The organism is Acidovorax sp. GW821-FHT10E03 (assembly GCF_059415205.1).
The window spans coordinates 23122-44313 of record NZ_JBWKMU010000013.1; the positions used below are offsets into that span (position 1 = coordinate 23122).

Annotated in this window: 20 protein-coding genes and 1 riboswitch; of the genes, 6 read left to right on the plus strand and 14 right to left on the minus strand. The window is 68.7% G+C overall.

Annotated elements, in window-relative coordinates:
• The 6 genes from AC07OD_RS21715 to AC07OD_RS21740 form a co-directional block, all read right to left on the minus strand.
• Positions 1 to 537, minus strand: coding sequence for a hypothetical protein (locus tag AC07OD_RS21715; RefSeq protein ID WP_494597988.1), 537 nt, complete (start codon positions 535 to 537; stop codon positions 1 to 3).
• A gap of 327 nt (positions 538 to 864) precedes the next feature.
• A complete protein-coding gene (locus AC07OD_RS21720) occupies positions 865 to 1824 on the minus strand; it encodes a chemotaxis protein (protein ID WP_218293700.1) in 960 nt (319 codons plus the stop codon).
• 151 nt (positions 1825 to 1975) lie between these two features.
• Positions 1976 to 2281: an antibiotic biosynthesis monooxygenase family protein gene (locus tag AC07OD_RS21725; protein ID WP_369641812.1), complete on the minus strand. Its 306-nt coding sequence runs from the start codon at positions 2279 to 2281 to the stop codon at positions 1976 to 1978.
• A gap of 73 nt (positions 2282 to 2354) precedes the next feature.
• The gene (locus AC07OD_RS21730) at positions 2355 to 3221 is read right to left on the minus strand and encodes a LysR family transcriptional regulator (RefSeq protein ID WP_218293703.1); all 867 of its coding nucleotides are present in this window, start codon (positions 3219 to 3221) and stop codon (positions 2355 to 2357) included.
• 26 nt (positions 3222 to 3247) lie between these two features.
• On the minus strand, positions 3248 to 3652 hold the full coding sequence (locus AC07OD_RS21735) for a nuclear transport factor 2-like protein (protein ID WP_494597989.1): 405 nt from the start codon (positions 3650 to 3652) through the stop codon (positions 3248 to 3250).
• A gap of 302 nt (positions 3653 to 3954) precedes the next feature.
• Entirely contained in the window at positions 3955 to 4857 is a 903-nt protein-coding gene (locus tag AC07OD_RS21740) for a LysR family transcriptional regulator (RefSeq protein WP_494597990.1), read from the minus strand.
• Between the two features lie 120 nt (positions 4858 to 4977).
• Between AC07OD_RS21740 and AC07OD_RS21745 the strand changes: the two genes are divergently transcribed.
• A complete protein-coding gene (locus AC07OD_RS21745; RefSeq protein WP_218341705.1) occupies positions 4978 to 5619 on the plus strand; it encodes an NAD(P)-dependent oxidoreductase in 642 nt (213 codons plus the stop codon).
• A 380-nt stretch (positions 5620 to 5999) separates the two neighbouring features.
• Positions 6000 to 6536 carry an acyloxyacyl hydrolase gene (locus tag AC07OD_RS21750; protein WP_255594614.1) on the plus strand — a complete coding sequence of 179 codons (537 nt, stop codon included), beginning with the start codon at positions 6000 to 6002 and terminating at the stop codon, positions 6534 to 6536.
• Positions 6537 to 6695: 159 nt separating this feature from the next.
• On the opposite strand, the gene AC07OD_RS21755 is transcribed toward AC07OD_RS21750, so the two are convergent.
• The 7 genes from AC07OD_RS21755 to AC07OD_RS21785 form a co-directional block, all read right to left on the minus strand.
• Positions 6696 to 7559, minus strand: coding sequence for a fumarylacetoacetate hydrolase family protein (locus AC07OD_RS21755; protein WP_494597991.1), 864 nt, complete (start codon positions 7557 to 7559; stop codon positions 6696 to 6698).
• A 59-nt stretch (positions 7560 to 7618) separates the two neighbouring features.
• Entirely contained in the window at positions 7619 to 8374 is a 756-nt protein-coding gene (locus AC07OD_RS21760) for an SDR family oxidoreductase (RefSeq protein WP_494597992.1), read from the minus strand.
• A 55-nt stretch (positions 8375 to 8429) separates the two neighbouring features.
• Positions 8430 to 9710 carry a TRAP transporter large permease gene (locus tag AC07OD_RS21765; RefSeq protein ID WP_218293712.1) on the minus strand — a complete coding sequence of 427 codons (1281 nt, stop codon included), beginning with the start codon at positions 9708 to 9710 and terminating at the stop codon, positions 8430 to 8432.
• Between the two features lie 56 nt (positions 9711 to 9766).
• Positions 9767 to 10366, minus strand: coding sequence for a TRAP transporter small permease (locus AC07OD_RS21770; RefSeq protein ID WP_494597993.1), 600 nt, complete (start codon positions 10364 to 10366; stop codon positions 9767 to 9769).
• Positions 10367 to 10419: 53 nt separating this feature from the next.
• Positions 10420 to 11643, minus strand: a complete 1224-nt coding sequence (locus AC07OD_RS21775) for a fumarylacetoacetate hydrolase family protein (protein WP_494597994.1) — start codon at positions 11641 to 11643, stop codon at positions 10420 to 10422.
• A gap of 57 nt (positions 11644 to 11700) precedes the next feature.
• Complete coding sequence (locus tag AC07OD_RS21780) at positions 11701 to 13482, minus strand: IlvD/Edd family dehydratase (protein WP_494597995.1); 1782 nt, start codon at positions 13480 to 13482, stop codon at positions 11701 to 11703.
• A gap of 148 nt (positions 13483 to 13630) precedes the next feature.
• Positions 13631 to 14638: a TRAP transporter substrate-binding protein gene (locus AC07OD_RS21785; RefSeq protein ID WP_218341698.1), complete on the minus strand. Its 1008-nt coding sequence runs from the start codon at positions 14636 to 14638 to the stop codon at positions 13631 to 13633.
• A 215-nt stretch (positions 14639 to 14853) separates the two neighbouring features.
• Here AC07OD_RS21785 and AC07OD_RS21790 point away from each other — a divergent pair, with 215 nt between their 5' ends.
• The 3 genes from AC07OD_RS21790 to AC07OD_RS21800 all read left to right on the plus strand — a co-directional run bounded on the left by AC07OD_RS21790 (position 14854) and on the right by AC07OD_RS21800 (position 17391).
• On the plus strand, positions 14854 to 15786 hold the full coding sequence (locus AC07OD_RS21790; protein WP_494598100.1) for a LysR family transcriptional regulator: 933 nt from the start codon (positions 14854 to 14856) through the stop codon (positions 15784 to 15786).
• Between the two features lie 121 nt (positions 15787 to 15907).
• On the plus strand, positions 15908 to 16390 hold the full coding sequence (locus AC07OD_RS21795) for a hypothetical protein (protein WP_218293718.1): 483 nt from the start codon (positions 15908 to 15910) through the stop codon (positions 16388 to 16390).
• Between the two features lie 88 nt (positions 16391 to 16478).
• A riboswitch (FMN riboswitch) is annotated at positions 16479 to 16659 on the plus strand.
• A 201-nt stretch (positions 16660 to 16860) separates the two neighbouring features.
• A complete protein-coding gene (locus AC07OD_RS21800; RefSeq protein WP_218293719.1) occupies positions 16861 to 17391 on the plus strand; it encodes a 6,7-dimethyl-8-ribityllumazine synthase in 531 nt (176 codons plus the stop codon).
• Between the two features lie 159 nt (positions 17392 to 17550).
• Here the strand turns inward: AC07OD_RS21800 and AC07OD_RS21805 are convergent, their stop codons facing one another.
• Positions 17551 to 19128, minus strand: a complete 1578-nt coding sequence (locus AC07OD_RS21805) for a methyl-accepting chemotaxis protein (protein WP_494597996.1) — start codon at positions 19126 to 19128, stop codon at positions 17551 to 17553.
• Positions 19129 to 19480: 352 nt separating this feature from the next.
• Here AC07OD_RS21805 and AC07OD_RS21810 point away from each other — a divergent pair, with 352 nt between their 5' ends.
• Entirely contained in the window at positions 19481 to 21148 is a 1668-nt protein-coding gene (locus tag AC07OD_RS21810) for an ankyrin repeat domain-containing protein (RefSeq protein ID WP_494597997.1), read from the plus strand.
• Positions 21149 to 21192: the final 44 nt, after the last annotated feature.

Sequence of the window (21192 nt, forward strand, 5' to 3'; positions counted from 1 at the left end):
TCAGGGTTTTTCGGGGCTGTTCGACTGCTGGCGTGAACGCCAGTCGAGCGGGTGCGGCGTGTAGCTGTCTGGCGCCATGCGGCCAGGGCGGGCTTCACGGTTGCGGCGGTCTTCCGCGGCGCGGCGGTCGCGTTCCGCCTGGTCTCGCAAGACCTGCTCCCGGTCCCGGTTGCGGCGATCGGCCTCGCGCGCCTGCTGGTCGCGGCGGTCGCGTTCACGCTCCCGGGCTACGCGGTCGCGCTCGGCCCGTTCTCTGTCACGCTCGCGCTCGCGCCAGTCGTTGCGGTTGCGGTCGCGTTCCCAGCGGTCGTCGCGATCACGTCCGCCGTAGTAGATGACGGAGGGCGGGGCCGAATACGCAGGGTAGACGGGGGGCGGGCTGGAGTACACCGACGGGGTGTTGTAGATGTACCCCGGCTGCTCGTAGACCCTGTACGGCGTCGGTTCGTAATAGGGGTCGCCCGGTACGGTGGCGCAACCCGTCACCACGGCGCCCAGGACCGTGGCAGAAATGATGCGGGCGAGTGTGTATGTCATGCTGTTCAGACCCCCTACAGGGCGTGGGCGTTCCGCGCTGTACGTAAAGCCCCCGAAAAGCACCCCGGCGGGGTGTTACAAGTTTCGGAGTGGCGTTTTTCAATGCCTCCCACTGTAGCGCCCGGGGGGCCCATTTGGTTGACCTGCATGCCGATGCAACGGGTAGGACGAAATCCCATGCCGTGCCGGGCTGGTGCCTTGGCGCACCGGCTTTTGAAATCAAAATTGATAGCGAAAGCGCGTGGCTGGCAATGCGCGAGCCGCCCTTTTTATGCGCGGCGTGTACGCCGTGGCGAAGGGCGCGCGGGAAGCTGGCCTGCTTCCCGTTTATTTGGGCAGCACCCGGCGGATGGTTTCCGCCAGATCTTCCGCCACGAACTTGGCGACATAGCCGTCGGCGCCGACGCTGCGCACGTGGTCTTCGTTGGCCGAGCCGGACAGCGAGGAGTGGATGACCACCGGCAGCCCGTGGAAGCGCGCATCCTGCTTGATGTTGCGCGTGAGGGTGAAACCGTCCATTTCCGGCATTTCGAGGTCGGTCAGCACCATGGCCACGCGGTCCAGCACGCTCTTGCCCTCGGCTTCGGCGCTCCTGGCGATGGCGTTGAGCCGGTCCCAGGCTTCCTTGCCGGATTTCACCATTTCATAGGGCGCATGCAGCACCTTGAGTTCCTGCTCGATGAGCGAGCGCGCCACGAACGAATCGTCGGCCGCCAGGATGATGGTGCCGGGCTTGAGCTTGAGCTTGGCGCCGACCTTCTCTTCGGTGACCTCGTGGCCGTCCGAAGGCGACACCATCTGGAGGATGGCTTCCACGTCCAGCACCTGGGCCAGGCGGGATTCGTCGGTGTTGCCATCCAGGCGGGCAATGCTGGTCACCAGCTTGCCGGCGGCGCCGCTGGTTTCGGCGGAAAGCACCTGCTTCCAGTCCAGCCGCACGATGTCTTCCACCGACTCCACCGCAAAAGCCTGCGTGGTGCGCGCGTATTCGGTCACCAGCATGATGTTCAGTCCCGTCTGGGGCTTGCAGCCCACGATGGAAGGCAGGTCCAGCACCGGAATCACCTGGCCGCGCAGGTTCACGACCCCCAGCGAATGCGGCGTGGTGCCCGCGATCGGCGTGATGCTGGGCATGGCCACGATCTCGCGGATCTTGAACACGTTGATGCCGAACAGTTCGGATTTGCCCAGGGCACTGTCGGTGCCCAGACGAAACAGCAGCAGTTCGAACTTGTTGGTGCTGGTGAGGTTGGTCCGCTCGTCGATGTCCTGCTGCACTGCTTTCATGATGGGTCCTTCGCGCAGAAAAGAAGAAACGCGCGTTTACAAATTCTAGGATCAGAACGGCATGTGCAGTGCGCTAAATGTTCAGGCAATACCCGAATAGTGCGCTGCAGCATCCAGGCGTCGCGGCGCCGTCACACGCTGGCGGCGCGGGTCATGCCGAGGGCGGCAGCGCCACCGGGGTGAAATGCACCACCGTGGGGAACGGGTCGTAGAAATGGTGCAGCAGCCGTTTCCATTCCTGGTAGGGCGCCGACTGGCGAAAGCCGATTTCGTGGTCCTCGAGCGTGGCCCAGCGCACCAGCAATGCGTAGTCCTGCGGGCGTTCCACGCAATGGGCCAGTTCGTGCGACAGGTAGCCGGGCATCGAGGCGATGATCCGCTGCGCCTGGGCAAAGGCTTGCTCGAACGCGGCATTCTGGCCGGCGCGGACGGTGAGGTGGGCGATTTCAAGGACCATGGTGGCAGGTGTGGGCTGGGGACAACCCCCTTTGTACCGCACCTTGCCTGCCGTGCCAGCGGCGGGCCCCACCTCAGGCCGCGCTGCTGCGGGAGAGGTCCGGTGGCGTCTTGAGGCTGGAGGCGAGGCGGCCCAGCAGCGCGAGCAGGGGCGCGTCCGATGCGTCGCAGGCCAGGCCCAGATGGCGCGAGAAAGCCAGCGGACCGTCCAGGGGCCGCACGACCGAATGGCGTGCGTGGGCCGCGTAGGACTGCGGCACGACGGCCACGCCCAGGCCGCTGTCCACCATGTGCAGCAACAGCTCTTCGCGCGCGGCGCTGGCCTGCACCTCCAGCGCGATCCCGCGCTCGGCCAGCAGGCGGATGAACGACTGGTGCAAGGGGCAGTACGGCCATTCGATGAGTGGAACGCCCTGCAGGTCGGCCAGGCCGAATTTCTTCTTGAAACGCAGCGGGTGCTGTTCGGGCAGGAGCATCACATAGGGCTCGCGCCACAAGGACATGAAGGTGTCGCCAGACGGCTTGCAATGCTCGGCCACCAGGCGCAGGCGCGCCTCCTGCGCGCTGGCCGTGAGCCGCACCAGGGCGTTGGGCATGAGCTCGCCAATCTGCGCGAACAGCGGCGCGGCCGGGCCCACCATCAGATCGTCCTGCAGGAACACGCCCAGCGTTTCGCGCGGCGCATCGCGGAAGTCGCGCACCATGGCGCTCGACTGCGCCAGCAGGCTGCAGGCGCGCGGGTACAGGCGGTGGGCGGCGGGCGTGGGCGCCAGGCCCTGGCGGCTGCGCTCGAAGAGCACGGTGTCGAGCGCATCCTCCAGCCCCTTGATGGCCATGCTGATCGAGGGCTGCGCCACGAAGCAGCGGCGCGCGGCCGTGGTCACGGAGCGTTCTTCGTAGGCCGCCACGAAGTAGCCCAGGGCGCGCAGGTCAAACAGCATGGTGCGGGGGCCACGGAGGGCCGCGGTCAGGTCGGGGTGATGGTGGTGACGGTTTCGCGGAAGTAGTCGAGCTGGCCGTTGCGCGAGTGGCTCACGATCCAGGTCAGCGATTCCACTTCGCGCTGTTGTACCGCATAAAAGAAGCGCTGGTGGAATTTCGTGATCACCCAGTCGTCGCCCAGGGGCTGGCTGTGGGTGTGCACGATCTTCGTGCCCTGCGGAAAGACCTCGGTGCCCAGGCGCAGCACCACGGCCAGCACGTCGGCCTTGTGGCGGGCGACCTGCCAGCTGGTGTCCGCCTCGTCGCGGTAGTGGTCGATGCGGAAATCCACGTCGTCGGCGATGCTGTCCAGCAATGTGGGCACGTCACCCTTTTCAAACGCGGCCAGTACGCGGTCGATGGGGAAGTGGGTGGTGGGGTTGGTCGTCATGTGCGTTCTCCGGTCGGGTTGAAGAAAGGTCGTGGAAGCAGGTACCGGAAGGCGACTGTAGGCAGCCCGCGCGGCACGCACAACGATGGAATTTGTGGGGCGATGCGATAAAAAAATGATGGATGGAAGGATGCCGGGCGCTGCGTTCACGCCACTGCCATCCGCCACTGTGCTGCGCGCCGGCCAGGGCCGGTGAAACCAGCGCGGCCAGGCCGCCGCGTCTTCTTTTTCTTTTTTCCTTTTCCCTCCTCCCACGCCGCAGGACAGGGAACGGGTCCGAAGGCGGCCCCGAGGGCCGCCCCTCAATCCGTGACGCCCGGCACCTGGCTCAGATAGCCGTGCAGCGCCGCGATGGCCTGGCGCACCTTGGCGGGTTGTGCGTCGCGCTGGGGCGTGACGGCCCAGATGTCGAGCGTGCCGAAGGACCAGTCGGGCAGCAGCCGCACCAGCTGCCCGGTCTGCAAGGCCTCGTGTGCGTCCATGCTGCCCACGAGCGCAAGGCCCAGGCCGGCCTCGCACATCTGCTGGATCGACAGCTGGTTGTTGCTGGCGATGCGCGGCTCCACCCGCAGCGCGCGCGGTTTGCCCGTGGGGCTGCGCAGATCGATCAGCAGGCCGCCGCTCTCGCGCGCAAAGCCCAGCCAGCTGTGCGACAGCAGGGCGTCGGGGTCCTGCGGCACGCCATGGTTGGCCACCCACCCGGGCGAGGCGCACAGGTACCACCGCATCCCGCCCAGGCGCCGGGCAGCCCAGCTGGAGTCGGCCAGCCGCCCGTAGCGCACCGCCAGGTCGATGCGGGCGTTGATCAGGTCGATGGGCGAATCGTCCACCAGCAGCCTCAGGCGCAAGGCAGGGTGGGCGGCCAGCAGCTCACCCAGCGCGGGCGCGATGTGCCGGGCAAAGCCCACGGTGGCCGAAAGGCGCAGCTCGCCGCTGGGCGCATCGCGCGACGCCGCCAGCTCGGCGCGTGCCTGCTCGGCCGCGGCCCACATGGCGGCGCAGCGCGCGTGGTAGCGCTGGCCCGCCTCGGTGAGGGCCAGCTTGCGGGTGGAGCGGTGCAGCAGCGTCACGCCGCCGTCGCTCTCCAGCCTGCGCACCTGCTGGCTCACGGCCGAGGTGCTCATGCCAAGTGCGCGGGCCGCGCCGCTCATCGAGCCGTGCTGCACCACGGCGGCGAACACGGCCATGCGTTTGAGGTCTTCCATCGGTGAATTTGCTTGATCGTGAAGCTGGTCTTCAAAGTGAAGGCATTTTTAGCCCTCTAGTGCGGTCTTTGACAAGCCCATATTCTCACCCTATCGCAACTTTGAACCGAGGAACTCCCCATGAACATCGCCCTGATTGGTGCCACCGGCTTCGTCGGCTCGGCCGTGCTCGATGAACTGCTGCAGCGCGGCCACCGCGTGACCGTGCTGGCCCGCAACCCCGGCAAGCTGCCCGCGCGTGAAGGCCTGACCGTCGTCGCCGCCGACGCGCAGGATGCCGCCCAGGTCGCCAAGGCCGCCGCCGGCCACGATGCGGTGGTGAGCGCCTACAACCCCGGCTGGACCGTGCCGGACATCCATGACCAATTCCTCAAGGGCACCCGCGCCATCATCGACGGCACCAAGCAGGCGGGTGTGCGGCGCCTGCTCGTGGTGGGCGGCGCCGGCAGCCTGTTCGTGGCGCCCGGCGTGCAACTGGTGGACACGCCCCAGTTCCCGGCGGAATGGAAGCAGGGGGCCCTGGCCGCGCGCGAGGCACTCCACTGGATCCGCACCGAAAGCACCCTGGACTGGACCTTCCTCTCGCCTCCCATCCTGCTGGCTCCCGGCGAACGCACGGGCCAGTACCGCCTGGGCACCGAAGCCCCGCTGATGAACGGCGACCAGCCCGGCGGCATCAGCGTGGCCGATCTGGCCGTGGCCATTGCCGATGAGCTGGAAACGCCGCGGCACCTGCAGCAGCGGTTCACGGTGGCGCACTGAGCCTGGGCATCCCGGCCGGCCACCGGGGGTGCGGGCGGGGGCTGCATCCCGGCCGACGGCATCTCAGCCGGTTCGCCTACAGGCGCATGGGGCCGCAGCACCTGCAGGCGGCGGGATTGATGTGTAGATTGGTGGTGCCGGCGACGCCTGCAAGCGCAGGCAGGCCGGCCGGCCACGCTGCTGCCCTTGCCGCCCACCCGGGTGCGGCGCCAGAGCAGGGCGTGTTATCCCGCCCCACTGCTGCCTGTCGGAGTACCTTCGTGCATTCGATCTCTACCGCCTTGCCACCCGTCCCCGCCCCCGCCACCGCAGCATGCCGCGGGGCGCAACGTCCTCCCTCTCCCGTTCCCTGGCCGCGTACCCTGGCACTGCTGGGAGTGTTGGGGGCACTCGCCACGGCGGCGGGTGCCCAGGATGCGGCGCTGCAGACCGCCCCCGAACCCCGGCGCATGTTCATCGACGGCGCACGCGCCGCGAGCGATGTGGGCCTGGTGTCGGTGGGGGTGCAGCTGCCATGGGAATGGCGCCGTTCCTTCCTGGGCGGCGAATTGACGGGGCACTGGGACGCCCACATCGCCCACTGGCGCGTCCCTGCGGGCTCGGCGGCGTCCGATCGCAGGCACTGGACGCAGCTGGCCCTGGTGCCCACGCTGCGGCTGCGCTTCGATGGCGGGCGTTCGGCGTGGTTCATGGAAGGCGGCATCGGCGTTTCGGTGCTGGACGGGCACTACGCGATGCGGCACAAGGCCTTCAGCACACGCTTCAATTTCACCGACCACCAGGGGATCGGCTTCAACTTTGGCGCGCGCCGCCAGCATGAGCTGATGCTGATGGTGCGCCATGTCTCCAACGGCGGCATCCGCAAGCCCAATCCCGGAGAAGATTTTGTCCAGGTGCGCTATGGACTGGCATTTTGAGCCGGTGCCTTGGTGTAGGCGGTGTCGATGCTCCTCAATTCATAGCTGCCAGGGCTTGGGTGGCGGGCGCAGGAGGCTGTTTTCGTCTCAAGGCCCCGGGGCGGTGGCGCGTGGGCTCCTGTCGGCAGCCGTGCGTGCTCCGCGCCGGGGCGCGTCCCGTTAGCCGTCGATCAGCTTCGGGTCCCACGCAAACACGGTCTGCTCCTGCTCGCCCAGCTTCTCGATGCCCAGGCGCATCACGTCGCCGGGCTTGAGGAACTGCGCCTGGGGCTTCTTGCCCATGCCCACGCCGGGCGGGGTGCCGGTGGTGATCAGGTCGCCGGGCTCCAGCGTCATGAAGCGGCTCAGGTAGCTCACCAGCTGCGCCACGGTGAAGATCATCGTGCGGGTGCTGCCGGTCTGCTGGCGCTCGCCGTTCACGTCCAGCCACATCGACAGATTCTGCGGGTCGCCCACCTCGTCGGCGCTCACCAGCCAGGGGCCGATGGGGCCGAAGGTGTCGCAGCCCTTGCCCTTGTCCCAGGTGCCGCCGCGCTCGAGCTGGTATTCGCGCTCGGAGATGTCGTTGATGGTGCAGTAGCCGGCCACGTGCTGCAGCGCGTCCGCCTCGCTCACATAGCGCGCGCGGGTGCCGATCACCACGCCCAGCTCCACCTCCCAGTCGGATTTGACCGAGCCCTGCGGCAGCACCACGGGGTGGTTGCAGCCCACGGCGCAATCGACGGTCTTGGTGAAGATGATGGGCTCCTGGGGGATGGCCATGCCGGCTTCGGCCGCGTGGTCGGCGTAGTTCAGGCCGATGGCGATGAACTTGCGCATGCCCGTCCACGGCACCGCCAGGCGGCCCTGGGGCACGACGGGCAGGGTGGCGGCATCGATGGCGGCCAGCGCGGCCAGGCCAGAGGGTGACAGGTTGGCGGGGCTGATGTCGGGCAGCACGCCGCTCAGGTCGCGCACCGTGCCGTCGGTGTGCAGGAGTGCAGGTTTTTCCTGGCCCTTGGGGCCGTGGCGAAGCAGCTTCATGGTTCGTAGTGGTGAGGGGTTGGATGGTGGGTGGCGCGAAACGCAGAGCGTAGATGAAATCAGTTGGACCAGCCGCCGTCGATGACCTGGGCGGTGCCCGTGGTGAACGATGACTCGTCGCTCGCCAGGTACACCGCCAGCGCGGCGATCTCCTCGGCCCGGCCCAGGCGGCCCATGGGTTGGCGTTCGACAAAGCCCGCCTCCACGGCGGCCAGGCTCTGGCTCGTGGCCGCGGCCTGCGCGGTGATGCGGTCCTGCAGCGACGGCGACATCACGGTGCCGGGGCAGATGGCATTGCAGCGGATGCCCTGGGCCACGAAGTCGGCGGCCACCGACTTGGTCAGGCCCACGACCGCCGCCTTGGTGGTGCCGTAGACGAACCGCCGGGGCGCCCCTTTGATACTGCCCGCCACCGAGGCGACGTTGATGATGGACCCGGCGCCGCGCGCCAGCATGCCGGGCAGGAACGCGCGGATGGTGCGAAATTGCGCGCGCACGTTCAGATCGAACGCGAAGTCCCACTCGTCGTCCGTGCAGTCGAGCACACTGCCCGCGTGCACAAAGCCCGCGCCGTTGAACAGCACGTCCACCGGCCCCACGGACGCTGCGGCATCGCGCACGGCCTGGGCCTGGGTCACGTCCAGCACGCGGGTCTCGCAGCCGGTGTCGTGCTGCAGGGTGGCCAGCGCGGCGGCATTGATGTCGGTGGCGATCACCCGCGCGCCCTGGGCCGCGAAGGCGACCGCCGTAGCGCGGCCGATGCCCTGGCCGGCGGCGGTGAGGAAGGCGGTCTTGCCTGCAAGTCGGAGTGTCATGGAATGCGGGGCGTGAAGAGTGGGTGGGAGTGCTGTGCGGCAGGGGTGGGCGCCGTCAGCCCGTGAACCATCGCAGCGGCGCCAGCACCGTCTGCGGAAAGATCACCATGATGAACATCACCGCGAACTCGGCCGCCATGAAGGGCAGCACGCCGCGCGTCACCTCGTCCATCTTCATGCGCCCCACACCGGCCACCACGTTCAGGATGGTGCCCACCGGCGGCGTGACCAGGCCGATGGAATTGTTGATGATGAACAGCACGCCGAAGTACACCGGGTCGATGCCCGCGGCCTTGATCACGGGCATCAGCACGGGGGTCAGGATCAGGATGGTGGGCGTCATGTCCATCGCCGTGCCCACCAGCATCACCAGCACCATGATCGCGATGAGCAGCAGCGTCTGGTTGCCCATGAAGGGCTTGAGCAGCTCCACCATCTGCGCGGGCAGGTTGGCCACGGTGATGAGCCACGACGACACCATGGCCGCCGCCACGAGGAACATCACCACGGCCGTGGTCTTGGCCGCGGTGGTGAAGATGGGCAGCAGCGCGCGCAGCGGCAGCTCGCGGTAGATCACGCTGGCGACAAAGAGCGAGTACACGGCTGCGACAACGGCGGCCTCGGTCGGCGTGAACACGCCCATGCGCAGGCCCACCAGGATGAACACCGGCAAGGTCAGCGCCCACACCGACTCCCGCGCGGTGCGCCAGACTTCGGCTGCAGTCTTCTTCTCCGGCATGGCCAGCACCTCCTTGCGGCCCACCCACCACCAGGTCACCGCCAGGCCCACGCCGATCATGATGCCCGGCACGATGCCCGCGATGAACAGCTTGCTGATCGACACGTTGGCCGCCACGCCGAAGATCACGAAACCGATGCTCGGCGGAATGATGGGCCCGATGACGCCCGAGGCCGCGATCAGCCCGCCCGACACCTCCTTCTTGTGCCCGGCCTTGACCATCATCGGCAGCAGCAGCGCCGTGAGCGCCGCCGCATCGGCCACGGCCGAGCCCGACAGCGACGACAGCAGGCAGGCGGCCAGGATCACCACATAGCCCAGGCCTCCCTTCACATGCCCCACCAGCGCCAGCGCGAAGTTCACGATGCGCTGCGACAGCCCGCCCACGTTCATGATCTCGCCGGCCAGCATGAAGAAGGGCACGGCCAGCAGCGGAAAGCTGTCGGCGCCATTGATGAAGTTCTGCGCCAGGATCTGCGCGTCGAACAGATCGAGTTGCCACATCAGCGCGACGCCGGCGGCCAGCAGTGCATACGCGATGGGAATGCCCAGCGCCATGGTGCCGATGAGGGCCCCCAGAAAAATCAGCACGGTCATGTGTTGTCTCCGTTATTTTTGATGTGCCATCTGTGCGTGCGTGCATGCTTACTTGCTCACTCGCCGCGCTGCTTCGGCGCCTGGCCCAGGGCTCGTGCGGCCGCATCTTCGCGCGCCAGTTCAGCCTGCAGGGCTTCGAGCTCCGCCTGTTCTTCGGATTCCTTGACCATCACCAGTTCGTCCTCGCTGGCCTTGCCGGTCAGCACGCGCAGCAGTTGCAGCGTCAGCAGGAAGCCGGCGCACACCGAGAACACCACGCCCGAGGCATAGAAGATGGCCATCGATGCGCCGGTGACCGGGGCCTCCACATCCCAGTTGATCTTCATCTGCTGCCAGCTGCCGTCGAAGAACAGCCAGGTGATGTAGAGCATCAGCACATGGCCCAGCGCCATGCAGGCTTTCTTGCCGCGCACCGACAGGCGCGACACCAGCATGTCGGTGCCCAGGTGCGCGTTCTCCTTGATGGCCGCCACCGCGCCCAGGAAGGTGATCCACACGAAGAGCCAGCGCGACAGCTCCTCGCTGACGGCGATGCCGGAGTTGAAGACGTAGCGCAGCACCACGTTGCCGAACACCAGCACCACCATGGCGGCCAGCGCCAGCGCGATGAGAAGGTTGATGGCCCGGACGTAGCGGTCGATGACAGTGTTGAGCATGAGGTTGTCTCCGTGGATGGCGGGGTCGGCCGGTCTCGCGTTGTTTCAAAGGCTCAGAGCGCCGCGCCCTGCAGCAGCCCGCGCGCGGCCAGGTTGGCGATGAAGGCCCGCAGGCCAAAGCGCCAGGGCGGCGCCGTCTCGCTGTGCGTCACGGTGTTGTGCAGCGCGCCCAGCCAGGCGCTCTGGATCGTGACCACGTCGCCCAGCTTGTGGGTGAAGCCGCCGCCGGGCTGGTCGCGGTCTTCGATGGGCGCGAACAGCGTGCCCAAAAACAGCATGAAGCCGTCCGGGTACTGGTGCGCCGCCAGCGTCTGGGCCACCAGGTCGGCCGGGTCGCGGCTGATGCTGGCCATGGTGTTGATGCCCCGCAGCGTGAAGCCGTCGGTGCCCGCCACGCGCAGGTGCACGGTCTCGTTGCGCACCTGGTCCAGCCCGAAGCCGGCGTCGAACAGCCGGATGAACGGGCCGATGGCGCACGAGGCGTTGTTGTCCTTGGCCTTGCCCAGCAGCAGCGCGCTGCGGCCCTCGATGTCGCGCAGGTTCACGTCGTTGCCCAGCGTGGCACCCACGATGGCACCGTGGCTGTTGACGGCCAGCACCACCTCGGGCTCCGGGTTGTTCCAGGCCGAATCGGCGCGGATGCCGATCTCCTCGCCCGTGCCCACCGATGCGAGCACCGGCGCCTTGGTGAAGACCTCGGCGTCGGGGCCGATGCCCACTTCAAGGTACTGCGACCACAGGCCCTTGTCCTGCAGCAGTGCCTTCAAGGCCATCGCCTGCTCGGAACCGGGACGGATGTCGGCCAGGCTCTCGCCGATGAGCCCCACCACCTGGCTGCGCAGGCCCTGGGCCCGGGCCGCGTCGCCGCGCGCCTGCTCTTCGATCACGCGCTCGATCAGGCTGGCCGCGAAGGTCACGCCAGCCGCCTTGACCACCTGCAGGTCGCAGGGGGCCAGCAGCCAGGGGCGGGACGTGTCGCGCACGCCATGCTGGCCGGTTTGGCTGTTGGCCAGCAGTTCGTCCACGCTGCACAGGTACTGGCCCTCGGCGGCTCGCACTGCCTCGGCGGGCGCGGGCGTGTCCAGCAGCGTGCTCATGGTGGGGTAGTGCCGGCTCAGGTCGAACACGCCGTCGGTGCGCAGGGCCACCACCGCCGGGCCGGGCACGGCGCCGTGCACCCAGGCGCGGCCGACCAGGGTGCCGGCCAGGCCGTCGTCGGGAAGAATGTGGGCGCGCGCCGCCCCACCGGCCGCTGTGGCCGCTGTCGTTTCACTCATGGGAGTTCCTTGGAAAAGGGTTCTGAATCGGTGCCGCGCCCGCCCAGGCGCAGCGTCTCAATGGTTGTGGCGCGGCGTGTGTTCGGAAATCCGCCGGTAGTCCAGCGCAAAGTCGAGCGTCGCGCCATCCACCAGCTGCCCGGTCTTCTCTCGGTACAGCGCTTCCCAGGGCGACTGGCTCCTGGGGATGGGCGGCGCCGGCAGTTCGCGGCGGCGGCGCTCGATCTCCTCGGGGGCCACCAGCGCGTCGCACCGGCCGGCGTTCAGGTCGATGCGGACCATGTCGCCGCTGTGCAGCCAGGAGAGGCCCCCGCCCACCGCGCTTTCGGGCGAGACGTTCAAAATCGACGGGCTGTCGGCCGTGCCCGACTGGCGCCCGTCGCCCAGCGTGGGCAGGGTGTTGGTGCCGCGGCGGATCAGCGCGTCGGGCGGCTGCATGTTGACCACCTCGGCCGAGCCCGGCCAGCCGATGGGGCCCGCGCCGCGCATCACCAGGATGCAGCCTTCGTCGATGCCGAGCGACGGGTCGTTGATGCGTGCGTGGTAGTCGTCCGCGCCTTCGAACACCACGGCGCGTGCTTCGAAGATGCCCTCTGCGCCCGGTTGGCTCAGGTAGCGCTGGCGGAAGGACTCGGAGATCACCGATGTCTTCATGATGCCGAAGTCGAAGAGGTTGCCGTGCAGCACCAGGAAGCCGGCTTTTTCCATCAGCGGTGCGTCGAAGGGGAAGATCACCTCGCGGTCGCGCGTCTCGCGGCCCTGCAGGTTGTCGGCCAGGGCCTTGCCGGTGACGCTCAAGGCATCGGCATGCAGGCGGCCGGCCTGCTGCAGCTCCCACATCAGCGCGGGCACGCCCCCGGCGCGGAAGAACCTCTCGCCCAGGTATTTGCCGGCGGGCTGCATGTTCAGCAGCAGGGGCAGGTCGTAGGCATGCTGCGTCCAGTCCTCGGCGCGCAGGTCCACGCCCGCGTGGCGCGCCATGGCCATGATGTGCACCTGCGCGTTGCTGCTGCCCCCGGCCACGCTGACCACGGCCAGCGCGTTGAGAAAACTCTCGCGGGTGAGGATGCGCGAGGGGCGCAGGTCCTCGTAGGCCATCTCCACGATGCGCCGCCCGGTCTCGTACGCCATCTGCCCGCGTTCGCGGTAGGGCGCCGGAATGGCGGCGCAGCCCGGCAGCGAGAGGCCCAGCGCCTCGGCCACCGCGTTCATTGTGGACGCCGTGCCCATGGTGTTGCAGTGGCCGGCCGACGGCGCGCTACTGCAGGCGCGCTGCAGGAATTCTTCCTCGTCGATGTCGCCCGCGGCCAGCTGGCGGCGGCTGCGCCAGATCACGGTGCCCGAGCCCACCAGTTCGCCGTCATGCCAGCCGTCCAGCATGGGGCCGCCCGAGAGCACGATGGCCGGGATGTCCACCGTGGACGCCGCCATGATGCCGGCCGGGGTCGTCTTGTCGCAGCCGGTGGTCAGCACCACCGCGTCGATGGGGTAGCCGTACAGGATCTCCACCAGCCCCAGGTAGGCCAGGTTGCGGTCCAGCGCGGCGGTGGGGCGGCGGCAGTTCTCGAAGATGGGGTGCACCGGAAACTCCATCGGGATGCCCCCGGCGTCGCGGATGCCCTCGCGCACGCGCCGCGCCAGGTCCACATGGATGCGGTTGCAGGGCGACAGGTCGCTGCCGGTCTGCGCGATGCCGATGATGGGGCGGCCCGAGCGCAGCTCCTCGGGCGTGAGCCCGTAGTTCATGAAGCGTTCGAGGTAGAGCGCGGTCATGTCCGAGCGTGCGGGGTCGGCAAACCACTCGCGGGAGCGGAAGGGGCGGCGGGGTGTTTTGGTCATGGATCGCGATGTGTCAGCAGGCGGGAAGGGCGCTGCAACAGGGGTTGGCATGTTTGACTCGAACCACAAACCGTTCGGGCTGAGCCCGTCGAAGCCTCGCGCGGCGCTTCGGCCGCGCTCGGTGAACGGTTGTGGCGGAGCAGAAAAGTTACTTGCCGCCCCGCACCTTGGCAAGTTCGGCGTTCATCTCGCCGGTGGTTTCCTCGCCGAATTCCTTGGCGTACTTGGTCAGCACCGGCTGCAGCTTGGCGCGCATCTTGGCCTGCTCGGCGGGTGCGAGTTCGGTCACCTGCATGCCTGCCTTCTTCAACTCGCCCAGTGCGGTCTCGCTGAACGCGCGGATGGTCTTGCGCTCGAACAGCGTGGCTTCGCGCGCGGCGTCCTGCACGATCTTCTGCTCCTGCGCCGACAGGCCGTCCCAGGTCTTCTTGGACATGAGCAGCACCCAGGCGCTGTACATGTGGCGCGACAGCACCAGGTGCTTTTGCACTTCATAGAACTTGCTCGACAGGATGGTGGCGGGCGGGTTCTCCTGCCCGTCCACCGCCGCCTGCTCCATGGCCGAGTACAGCTCGGTGAAGGGCATGGGCGTGGCGTTGGCACCCAGGGCGTTGAAGGTGTCCAGGAACAGCGGGCTCTGGATCACGCGCAGCTTCAGGCCCGCCAGGTCTTCCGCCTTGGTGATGGCGCGGCGCGAGTTGGTCACGTGGCGAAAGCCGTTTTCCCAGAAGCCCAGGCCCACCAGGCCCTTTTCGGGCAGCTTGGCCAGCAGCTTCTGGCCGAACGGGCCGTCGAGCACCGCGTCGGCCTCCTGCTCGTTGTTGAAAGTGAGCGGCAGGTTCAGCACGCCGAAGGGCTTGATCAGCGCCATCAGCGTGGAGCTGTCGGGCACCGTCATCTCCAGCGTGCCGCCGCGCAGTGCCGAGGTCATGCTCACGTCGTTGCCCAGGGAGCCGCTGGCGTACAGCTTGGCCACCAGCTTGCCGCCGCTTTTGGCAGAGAGCTGCTCGGCAAAGTGCTTGACGGCCTGCGCCTGGGGGTGGTCGTCGTTCAGGCCGATGCCGACCTTGAACACGTGGTCCTTGATCTGCGCCGACACAGGTGCGGCCACGGCGGCCAGGATCGTGGCCGCCAGGGCCAGGGCTTTGAATTGCATGGTGTTTGTCTCCGGATATGGAATGGCTGGGGCACGGTGGGGCACGGCCAAAAAACGGTCCACCGGCGCCATCGGGTCTCTGCTGGACCCTCCCGACGCAGGCGAGAGATTAGGTTTCGCAGGGCGCGGGGTCCACTCACTTTTTTGCTAGCATCCATTCCAAATGCTGATGAGTTGCCGTGACCTCCACCCCTGTGTCGGGTAAACCCTTGTCGATGGCGCAGGCCTGCGCGCGGCTGCGCTTTCGGCACCTGCAGTTCCTGGACATCCTCGGCCAGACGCGCAACCTGCGCCTGACGGCCGAGCAGATGCACATCACGCAGCCGGCGGCCACCAAGATCCTGATGGACATCGAGGACATCCTGGAGGCGCGGCTCTTCGAGCGCCTGTCGCGCGGCATGCGGCCCAACGAACTGGGCCTGTTCACGCTGCGCTACGCCGCCAGCGCGCTCGCCGGCCACCGCAAGTTCGTCGATGAGTTCAATGCGCTCAAGGAGGGCGGCCACGGCCACCTGGCGATCGGCGCCATCACGGGATCGGCCGCGCACGTGCTGACGGCGTCGGTGGCCGAGATCCAGCGCCTGCGCCCGCTGCTGGTGCTCAAGGTGCTGGAGCAAAGCAGCGACCAGCTGATCGTGTGGCTGGCAGAGCGCAAGATCGACCTGATGATCGGCCGCTTCACCGACGACGCGCACCGCACGCAATTCCACTACGAACGCCTGTCCAGCGAGCCGCTGCTGGTGGTGGGCGGCCTGCACCACCCCCTGCGCGGCGCGCGCGACCTGGACATGGCCGAGCTGTCGCACTGGCCGTGGATCCTGTACCCCGCGTCCACCGCGGTGCGCAAGGTGTCGGACGACATCTTCGGGCGGAGCGGCCTGGCACTCGGCTCGGGCGTGGTGGAGACCCCGTCGTTCCTGTTCGCGCTGGAGATGATGCAGGCCACCGACATGCTGTCGCTGCAGCCCCAGGCGCTGGTGGAGCGCTACATCGCCAAGGGCCTGCTGGCCCGCATCCCCGTGGACCTGCCGGACCGCATGCCCGACTACGGCCTCATCACCCGGCTGGGGGAGCCGCCCACGCCCGCCATGCAGGCCTTCGCCGACGTGCTGCGCGAGGTGGCGAACCCGGTAACCGATGCGCCGTGACGGGGGGCTGGTGCCGGCCGCCGTCAATAACCAGCGGTTATTGAAAATGCATGCTCCCGCCTCCGTGCCGGGGCCGTTATGCTCTGCGCCCTTTCCCTGAATCTTCTGCGACCCTTTTCCCATGCAAGACACCCCCGACACGCCCGACACCATCCAGGAGCCTCGCCGTTGGAGCGACGGCCAATGGACCGCGCAGGTCATCAAGAACGAAGACGACGACGGCTGGGCCGTGTCCATGACGCTCAAGGGCGAGACGGAGCCCGCGCTGGTCGGCCCCTGGACGATGGGACGCGACAAGAAGAACCCCAAGCCGCTCGATGTCTCGGCCTTCCACACCCTGGTCAAGACCGCCAGCGAGGTGTTGCGCCGCCACGAGCAGCAGTTGCATGCACAACTCCACAAGAACGTCGCGGTCACGGTCAATGGCCAGCGCCTGCGCGTGCAACTGGCCATCGTGCCCGACGAAGAGGGCGCCACGGCCACCCTGAGCGCCCAGGATGAACTGGGCGAGGAACTGGCGCGCGTGCCCGTGCCGCCCACGTTCAAGCTCACGCCCGCCAGTGCCACCGCCTGGGCCGAAGCCGGGTTCGAACGGCCCCGCTGACGGTGCAGGCAATCGCCTGGGCGACGGCCCGCCCCGCGGGTAACCCCTAGAATCGCGCCGCTGGCCTCCAACAGCTTGTGGGGGCCGGCAGCGTTCTCAGGGCGGGGCGGAATTCCCCACCGGCGGTATCTGCGGGTGGCTGTTGCTACAGCCGCACCGCAGCAGCCCGCGAGCGCCCGGGCCGCGCCAGGCATGGCGGCGGCCCGGGGTCAGCAGATCTGGTGCGATGCCAGAGCCGACGGTCACAGTCCGGATGAAAGAGATCGCGAAGCCATGGCCGCCCATCGGGATGGGTGCACGTGTGCAGTGGTGCGGGTGTTCGCTGGTGCGGGCGGGCGGGCGCGGTTTGCCGTGCGCGCCGCCGTGCGGCCGCCCGGGCCCGGCGCGCGGGTGCCTGCTTGCCGTTGTGGCGTGCCCTGTTCGCGCGCGCCCTGATTCTGGTAATCCTTTTCTTTGCTACGAGAAAATCCATGAATCAGTCCTTCCATTCCCACCATGCCGCCGCTGCCAATGCCGAACAAGGCCGTGCAGACTCCGCGCGCCGCAGCGAACGCGTTGCGGTCATCTGCGCCGGCTGGCACCGGGACATCGTCCACCAGGCCCGCGACGCCGCCGTGGCGGAGTTCGCCCGCAACGGCCTGGCTGCGAGCCAGATCGAGCAGTTCGAGGTGCCTGGCGCCTTCGAGATCCCGCTGCTGGCCAAGCGCCTGGCGCAAAGCGGCCGCTACGACGCCATCGTGGCCTGTGCGCTGGTGGTCAACGGCGGCATCTACCGCCACGAGTTCGTGACCACCGCCGTCATCGACGGCCTGATGCGCGTGCAGCTGGACACCGAGGTGCCCGTGATGTCCGCCGTGCTCACGCCGCGTGACTTCCACGAGCATGAAGACCATCTGAAGTTCTTCCGCGAGCATTTCGTGAAGAAGGGCACGGAGGTGGCCGACGCGTGCCTGCGCACCATGGCGCAGTTCAAGGCGCTGGAAGCGGCGCACGGCGACTGACCAGCCCCCATGGGGGGGCTGGCGCGCTGGCGGGGCCGCGCGCCATGGCACCGGAACAGGCTCAGGTCGCTATTAAAAACATAGCTGTTTGCGCTGGATGGTTGGGCGTTAGAGGTCGTTTTGATTCAATTTTCTTCGCCCCCCGGCCCGCCCGTCCTGTCAGGCCGCCGCCAGCCGGGGCACGCGCGCCCCCGCCGCCGGGTGTTCGCCGGGCGACAGGCGGAACACCGAGACCGCGTCCACCAGCTGCTGCGCCTGTACCTTCAGGCTGTCGGCCGCCGCCGCGCTTTGCTCCACCAGCGCCGCGTTCTGCTGCGTGGCCTGGTCCATCTGCATCACGGCCTCGCCCACCTGGGCCACGCCCGCGCTCTGCTCGCTGCTGGCGGCGCTGATCTCGCCCACGATGTCGGTCACGCGGCGGATCGAGGCCACCACTTCCTTCATCGTGGCGCCGGCCCTGTCGACCAGGGCCGTGCCTTGCTCCACGCGCTCCACGCTGGTGTGGATCAGGCTCTTGATCTCCCGGGCCGCCTCGGCGCTGCGGCCGGCCAGGCTGCGCACCTCGCTGGCCACCACCGCGAAGCCCCGGCCCTGCTCGCCCGCGCGGGCTGCCTCGACGGCGGCGTTGAGCGCAAGGATGTTGGTCTGGAAGGCAATGCCGTCGATCACGCTGATGATGTCGGCGATCTTCTTGCTGCTGTCGTTGATGCCCTTCATGGTGGTCACCACCTCGGCCACCACGTCGCCGCCCTGCACGGCCACGGTGGACGCATTGACGGCCAGCTGGTTGGCCTGGCGCGCGTTGTCGGCATTGGCCTGCACGGTGGAGCTGAGCTCTTCCATCGACGCCGAGGTTTCCTCCAGCGCGCTGGCCTGCTGCTCGGTGCGCGCCGAGAGGTCGTTGTTGCCCAGCGCGATCTCGGTGCTCGCGGCGGCCACGTTGTCGGCGTTGTGGCGCACGTGGCTCACCACGCTCGACAGGCTCAGCTGCATGCCGTGCAGCGCATTGAGCAGCAGCGCGATCTCGTCCTTGCCGCGCACGGGCTGCGCCACGGTCAGGTCGCCGCTGGCCACGGCCTGCGACACCCGCACCGCGTTGTCCAGCGGGTTCACCACGGTGCGGCTGAAGGCGATGGCGCCGGCGATGCCGAGCGCGCACACCACCAGCATCACGGCCAGGCTGATGGTGGTCGCGCGCTGCGCGGTGGCGGCGGCGTGTTCGGCCACTTCGCTGCTGGCCCGGGCGATCAGTTCGCCCGCCTGGTCGATCAGCTGCGAGGGCTCGCGGTCCATGCCCTGCACCGCCTTGTCGCCCGCCTCGGCATCGTGCCCGGACGCCTTGAAGGCCTCGAAGCCCTTGCGGTAGGCGGCGCCCATGCGTTCGTGCGCCTGGGCGAACTGCGCCACGCGGTCGCGGCCCTCGCCCGGCGGCAGGCCAGCCAGCAGTTTCTTCGCCTGCAGGCCGATGGCCTGCTCCTGCTTTTCAAACGCTGCCCAGTAGCGTGTGAGCTGGGCCGGGTCCTTGCCGCGCAGCAGTACGTTCTTCCACTCCTGCACCTGCACCTTGAAGTCATTGAGCATGGAGGAGGCCAATCGCTCGTGCTCGAAGCTTTGTGCCACGGTGGTCTGGTAGGTGCCCAGGGCCTGGTTCAGGCGGCTGATGCCGAACAGCGCCGCCGCGAACAGCAGCAGCAGCGCCACGGTAAAGGCCAGGGGGAGTTTGAGGCTGAGCTTCATGGCGGACTCCTGAGGTTCCACGGAACGGCGCCACGGCATGCACCCATGGCGCGAAAATGAAAGCTGCAAAGTCTCTGCGGGCCTGCCATCGGGCGTGGCGGGGGGGAGACTCCCGCTGCCATTATGGCGACGGATGTAATTTTTTGTACACGGAATTCGCGCCATGCCGCAAGGGGGGCGCCGCACGGCGGTAAGATGCCTTCCCGCGGTGCAAGCCGCGCCCGGGCCCGCGGGAAGGGTTGAACCCACTTGCCGACTCCTGGAGCACGTTCGTGCTCCTTGCAGAGCTGACTTTCCATCCTTTGTGCTGCCGGATTTGCGGGCCGTCGGCGATCCATGCACGGAGGTTCTCGTGAAACGCATTCCCCCACGGCCCGACCTGGGCCATCTCAAGAAACAAGCCAAGGACCTGCTCGCTGGCTGCCGCAGCGGCGAGCCCGAGGCGCTGGCGCGCTTTCGCGCCGCGCTGCCGGCGGCTGCGGGCCAGGGCGATGCCGCCATCGCCGCCCTGGGCCTTCGGCTGCACGACGCGCAGTCCTGCCTGGCGCGCGAGCATGGCTTTGCGTCCTGGGCCGACTTCCAGGGCTTTGTGCTGGCGCGGCGCGCGCTGGTGGACGACCCGGTGCGCGCCACCCTGCAATGGCTGCGCCTGGTCTATGCGGGCGACATCGCGGGCGGCAACCACAGCGCCCGGCCGGGGCTGGCCGAGCGCCTGTGGGCCGATGGCGCCATCCCCCGGGACGAAGACCCGTGGCTGGCCTGCGCCGTGGGCGATGAGGCCCGGCTGCGCGAGGCCATCGCGCAAGACCCGGGCTGGGTGCACCGCCCTGGCGGGCCCTTGCAGCTGCCGCCGCTGGTGGCCGTGGCGCATTCGAGCCTGGCGCGGCTGCCGGCCTTTGCCGACCGCCTGCAGGCCTGCGTGGCGCTGCTGCTGGAGGCCGGGGCCGATGCGAACCAGTGCGTGGCCAACCGCTGGCCGCCCGCCTCGCTGGCCGAGCCTGATGCATCGCACCCGCTGTCTGCGCTGTATGGCGCGGCCGGGCAGAACCAGCACGCGGGCATGGCGCGCCTGCTGCTGGACGCGGGCGCGGACCCCAACGATGGCGAATCGCTGTACCACGCGCTCGGAAGCCTGGACTGCACGCGGCTGCTGCTGGAGGCGGGCGCGCGGGTGCCGGGCACGAACGCGCTGTGCCGCGTGCTCGACATGGACGACCTGCCCGCGCTGCAACTGCTGCTGGCGCATGGTGCGGACGCGAACGAGCAGCTTGCCGATGGCGCGGCGCCGGGCGGTGCGGCGCCGCTGCTCTGGGCCATCCGGCGGCGGCGGTCGCTGGCCCATGTGCAGGCCCTGGTGGCGGCGGGCGCCGACCCGGCTGCCTGTGCCGCCGATGGCACGCCCGCGCACATCCAGGCGCTGCGCTGCGGACTGCCCGGGGTGGCGGCCTTTCTGCGCGCGGCGGTGGGCGAGGGCGACGTGCCTGTCGACGAGCGCTTCGTGGCCGCGTGTGCCCAGGCCGACGAGGCGCAAGCACGCACGCTGCTGGCCGCGCGGCCCGGGTTGTTGGACGCGCTGTCGCTGCCCCAGCAGCGCCTGCTGCCCGAGCTGGCCGCCCAGGCGGACTGCGGCCATGCCGTGCGGCTCATGGTGCGCCTGGGCTGGCCCATCGACACCACAGGGGGCGACTGGGACGGTACGGCGCTGCACCTGGCCATCTTTCGGGGCGACGCGGCGCTCACCCGCTTCCTGCTGGAGCACGGCGCGCGCTGGCAGGCCCGGCATGGCTTTGAGGACAACGCCTGCGGCGCGTTGTCGTGGGGCTCCATCAACACGCCCGAGCCCGATGGCGACTGGGCGGGCTGCGCGCAGGCGCTGCTGGACCATGGATTGCCACCCGCCGCGCCGGACCCCCAGGGCTCCGAGGCCGTGTGGCTGGACGGCCGCCCCATGCGGTTTTCTGACGAGGTGGCGGACTGCCTGCTGGGCGCCGCCGCACCGCTGCCGCAAGCACCGAAGTAGCGTGGCCGCGAAAAGACCAACGCCCCGCGGCGGGATGTCGCGGG

Coding starts and splice junctions, on each gene's coding strand:
- AC07OD_RS21765 (WP_218293712.1), bottom strand. CDS start 9,710: ATGACCGTGCTGATTTTTCTGGGGGCCCTCATCGGCACCATGGCGCTG.
- AC07OD_RS21720 (WP_218293700.1), bottom strand. CDS start 1,824: ATGAAAGCAGTGCAGCAGGACATCGACGAGCGGACCAACCTCACCAGC.
- AC07OD_RS21745 (WP_218341705.1), top strand. CDS start 4,978: ATGAACATCGCCCTGATTGGTGCCACCGGCTTCGTCGGCTCGGCCGTG.
- AC07OD_RS21790 (WP_494598100.1), top strand. CDS start 14,854: ATGGCGCAGGCCTGCGCGCGGCTGCGCTTTCGGCACCTGCAGTTCCTG.
- AC07OD_RS21760 (WP_494597992.1), bottom strand. CDS start 8,374: ATGACACTCCGACTTGCAGGCAAGACCGCCTTCCTCACCGCCGCCGGC.
- AC07OD_RS21755 (WP_494597991.1), bottom strand. CDS start 7,559: ATGAAGCTGCTTCGCCACGGCCCCAAGGGCCAGGAAAAACCTGCACTC.
- AC07OD_RS21770 (WP_494597993.1), bottom strand. CDS start 10,366: ATGCTCAACACTGTCATCGACCGCTACGTCCGGGCCATCAACCTTCTC.
- AC07OD_RS21805 (WP_494597996.1), bottom strand. CDS start 19,128: ATGAAGCTCAGCCTCAAACTCCCCCTGGCCTTTACCGTGGCGCTGCTG.
- AC07OD_RS21795 (WP_218293718.1), top strand. CDS start 15,908: ATGCAAGACACCCCCGACACGCCCGACACCATCCAGGAGCCTCGCCGT.
- AC07OD_RS21735 (WP_494597989.1), bottom strand. CDS start 3,652: ATGACGACCAACCCCACCACCCACTTCCCCATCGACCGCGTACTGGCC.
- AC07OD_RS21730 (WP_218293703.1), bottom strand. CDS start 3,221: ATGCTGTTTGACCTGCGCGCCCTGGGCTACTTCGTGGCGGCCTACGAA.
- AC07OD_RS21740 (WP_494597990.1), bottom strand. CDS start 4,857: ATGGAAGACCTCAAACGCATGGCCGTGTTCGCCGCCGTGGTGCAGCAC.
- AC07OD_RS21780 (WP_494597995.1), bottom strand. CDS start 13,482: ATGACCAAAACACCCCGCCGCCCCTTCCGCTCCCGCGAGTGGTTTGCC.
- AC07OD_RS21715 (WP_494597988.1), bottom strand. CDS start 537: ATGACATACACACTCGCCCGCATCATTTCTGCCACGGTCCTGGGCGCC.
- AC07OD_RS21775 (WP_494597994.1), bottom strand. CDS start 11,643: ATGAGTGAAACGACAGCGGCCACAGCGGCCGGTGGGGCGGCGCGCGCC.
- AC07OD_RS21800 (WP_218293719.1), top strand. CDS start 16,861: ATGAATCAGTCCTTCCATTCCCACCATGCCGCCGCTGCCAATGCCGAA.
- AC07OD_RS21785 (WP_218341698.1), bottom strand. CDS start 14,638: ATGCAATTCAAAGCCCTGGCCCTGGCGGCCACGATCCTGGCCGCCGTG.
- AC07OD_RS21725 (WP_369641812.1), bottom strand. CDS start 2,281: ATGGTCCTTGAAATCGCCCACCTCACCGTCCGCGCCGGCCAGAATGCC.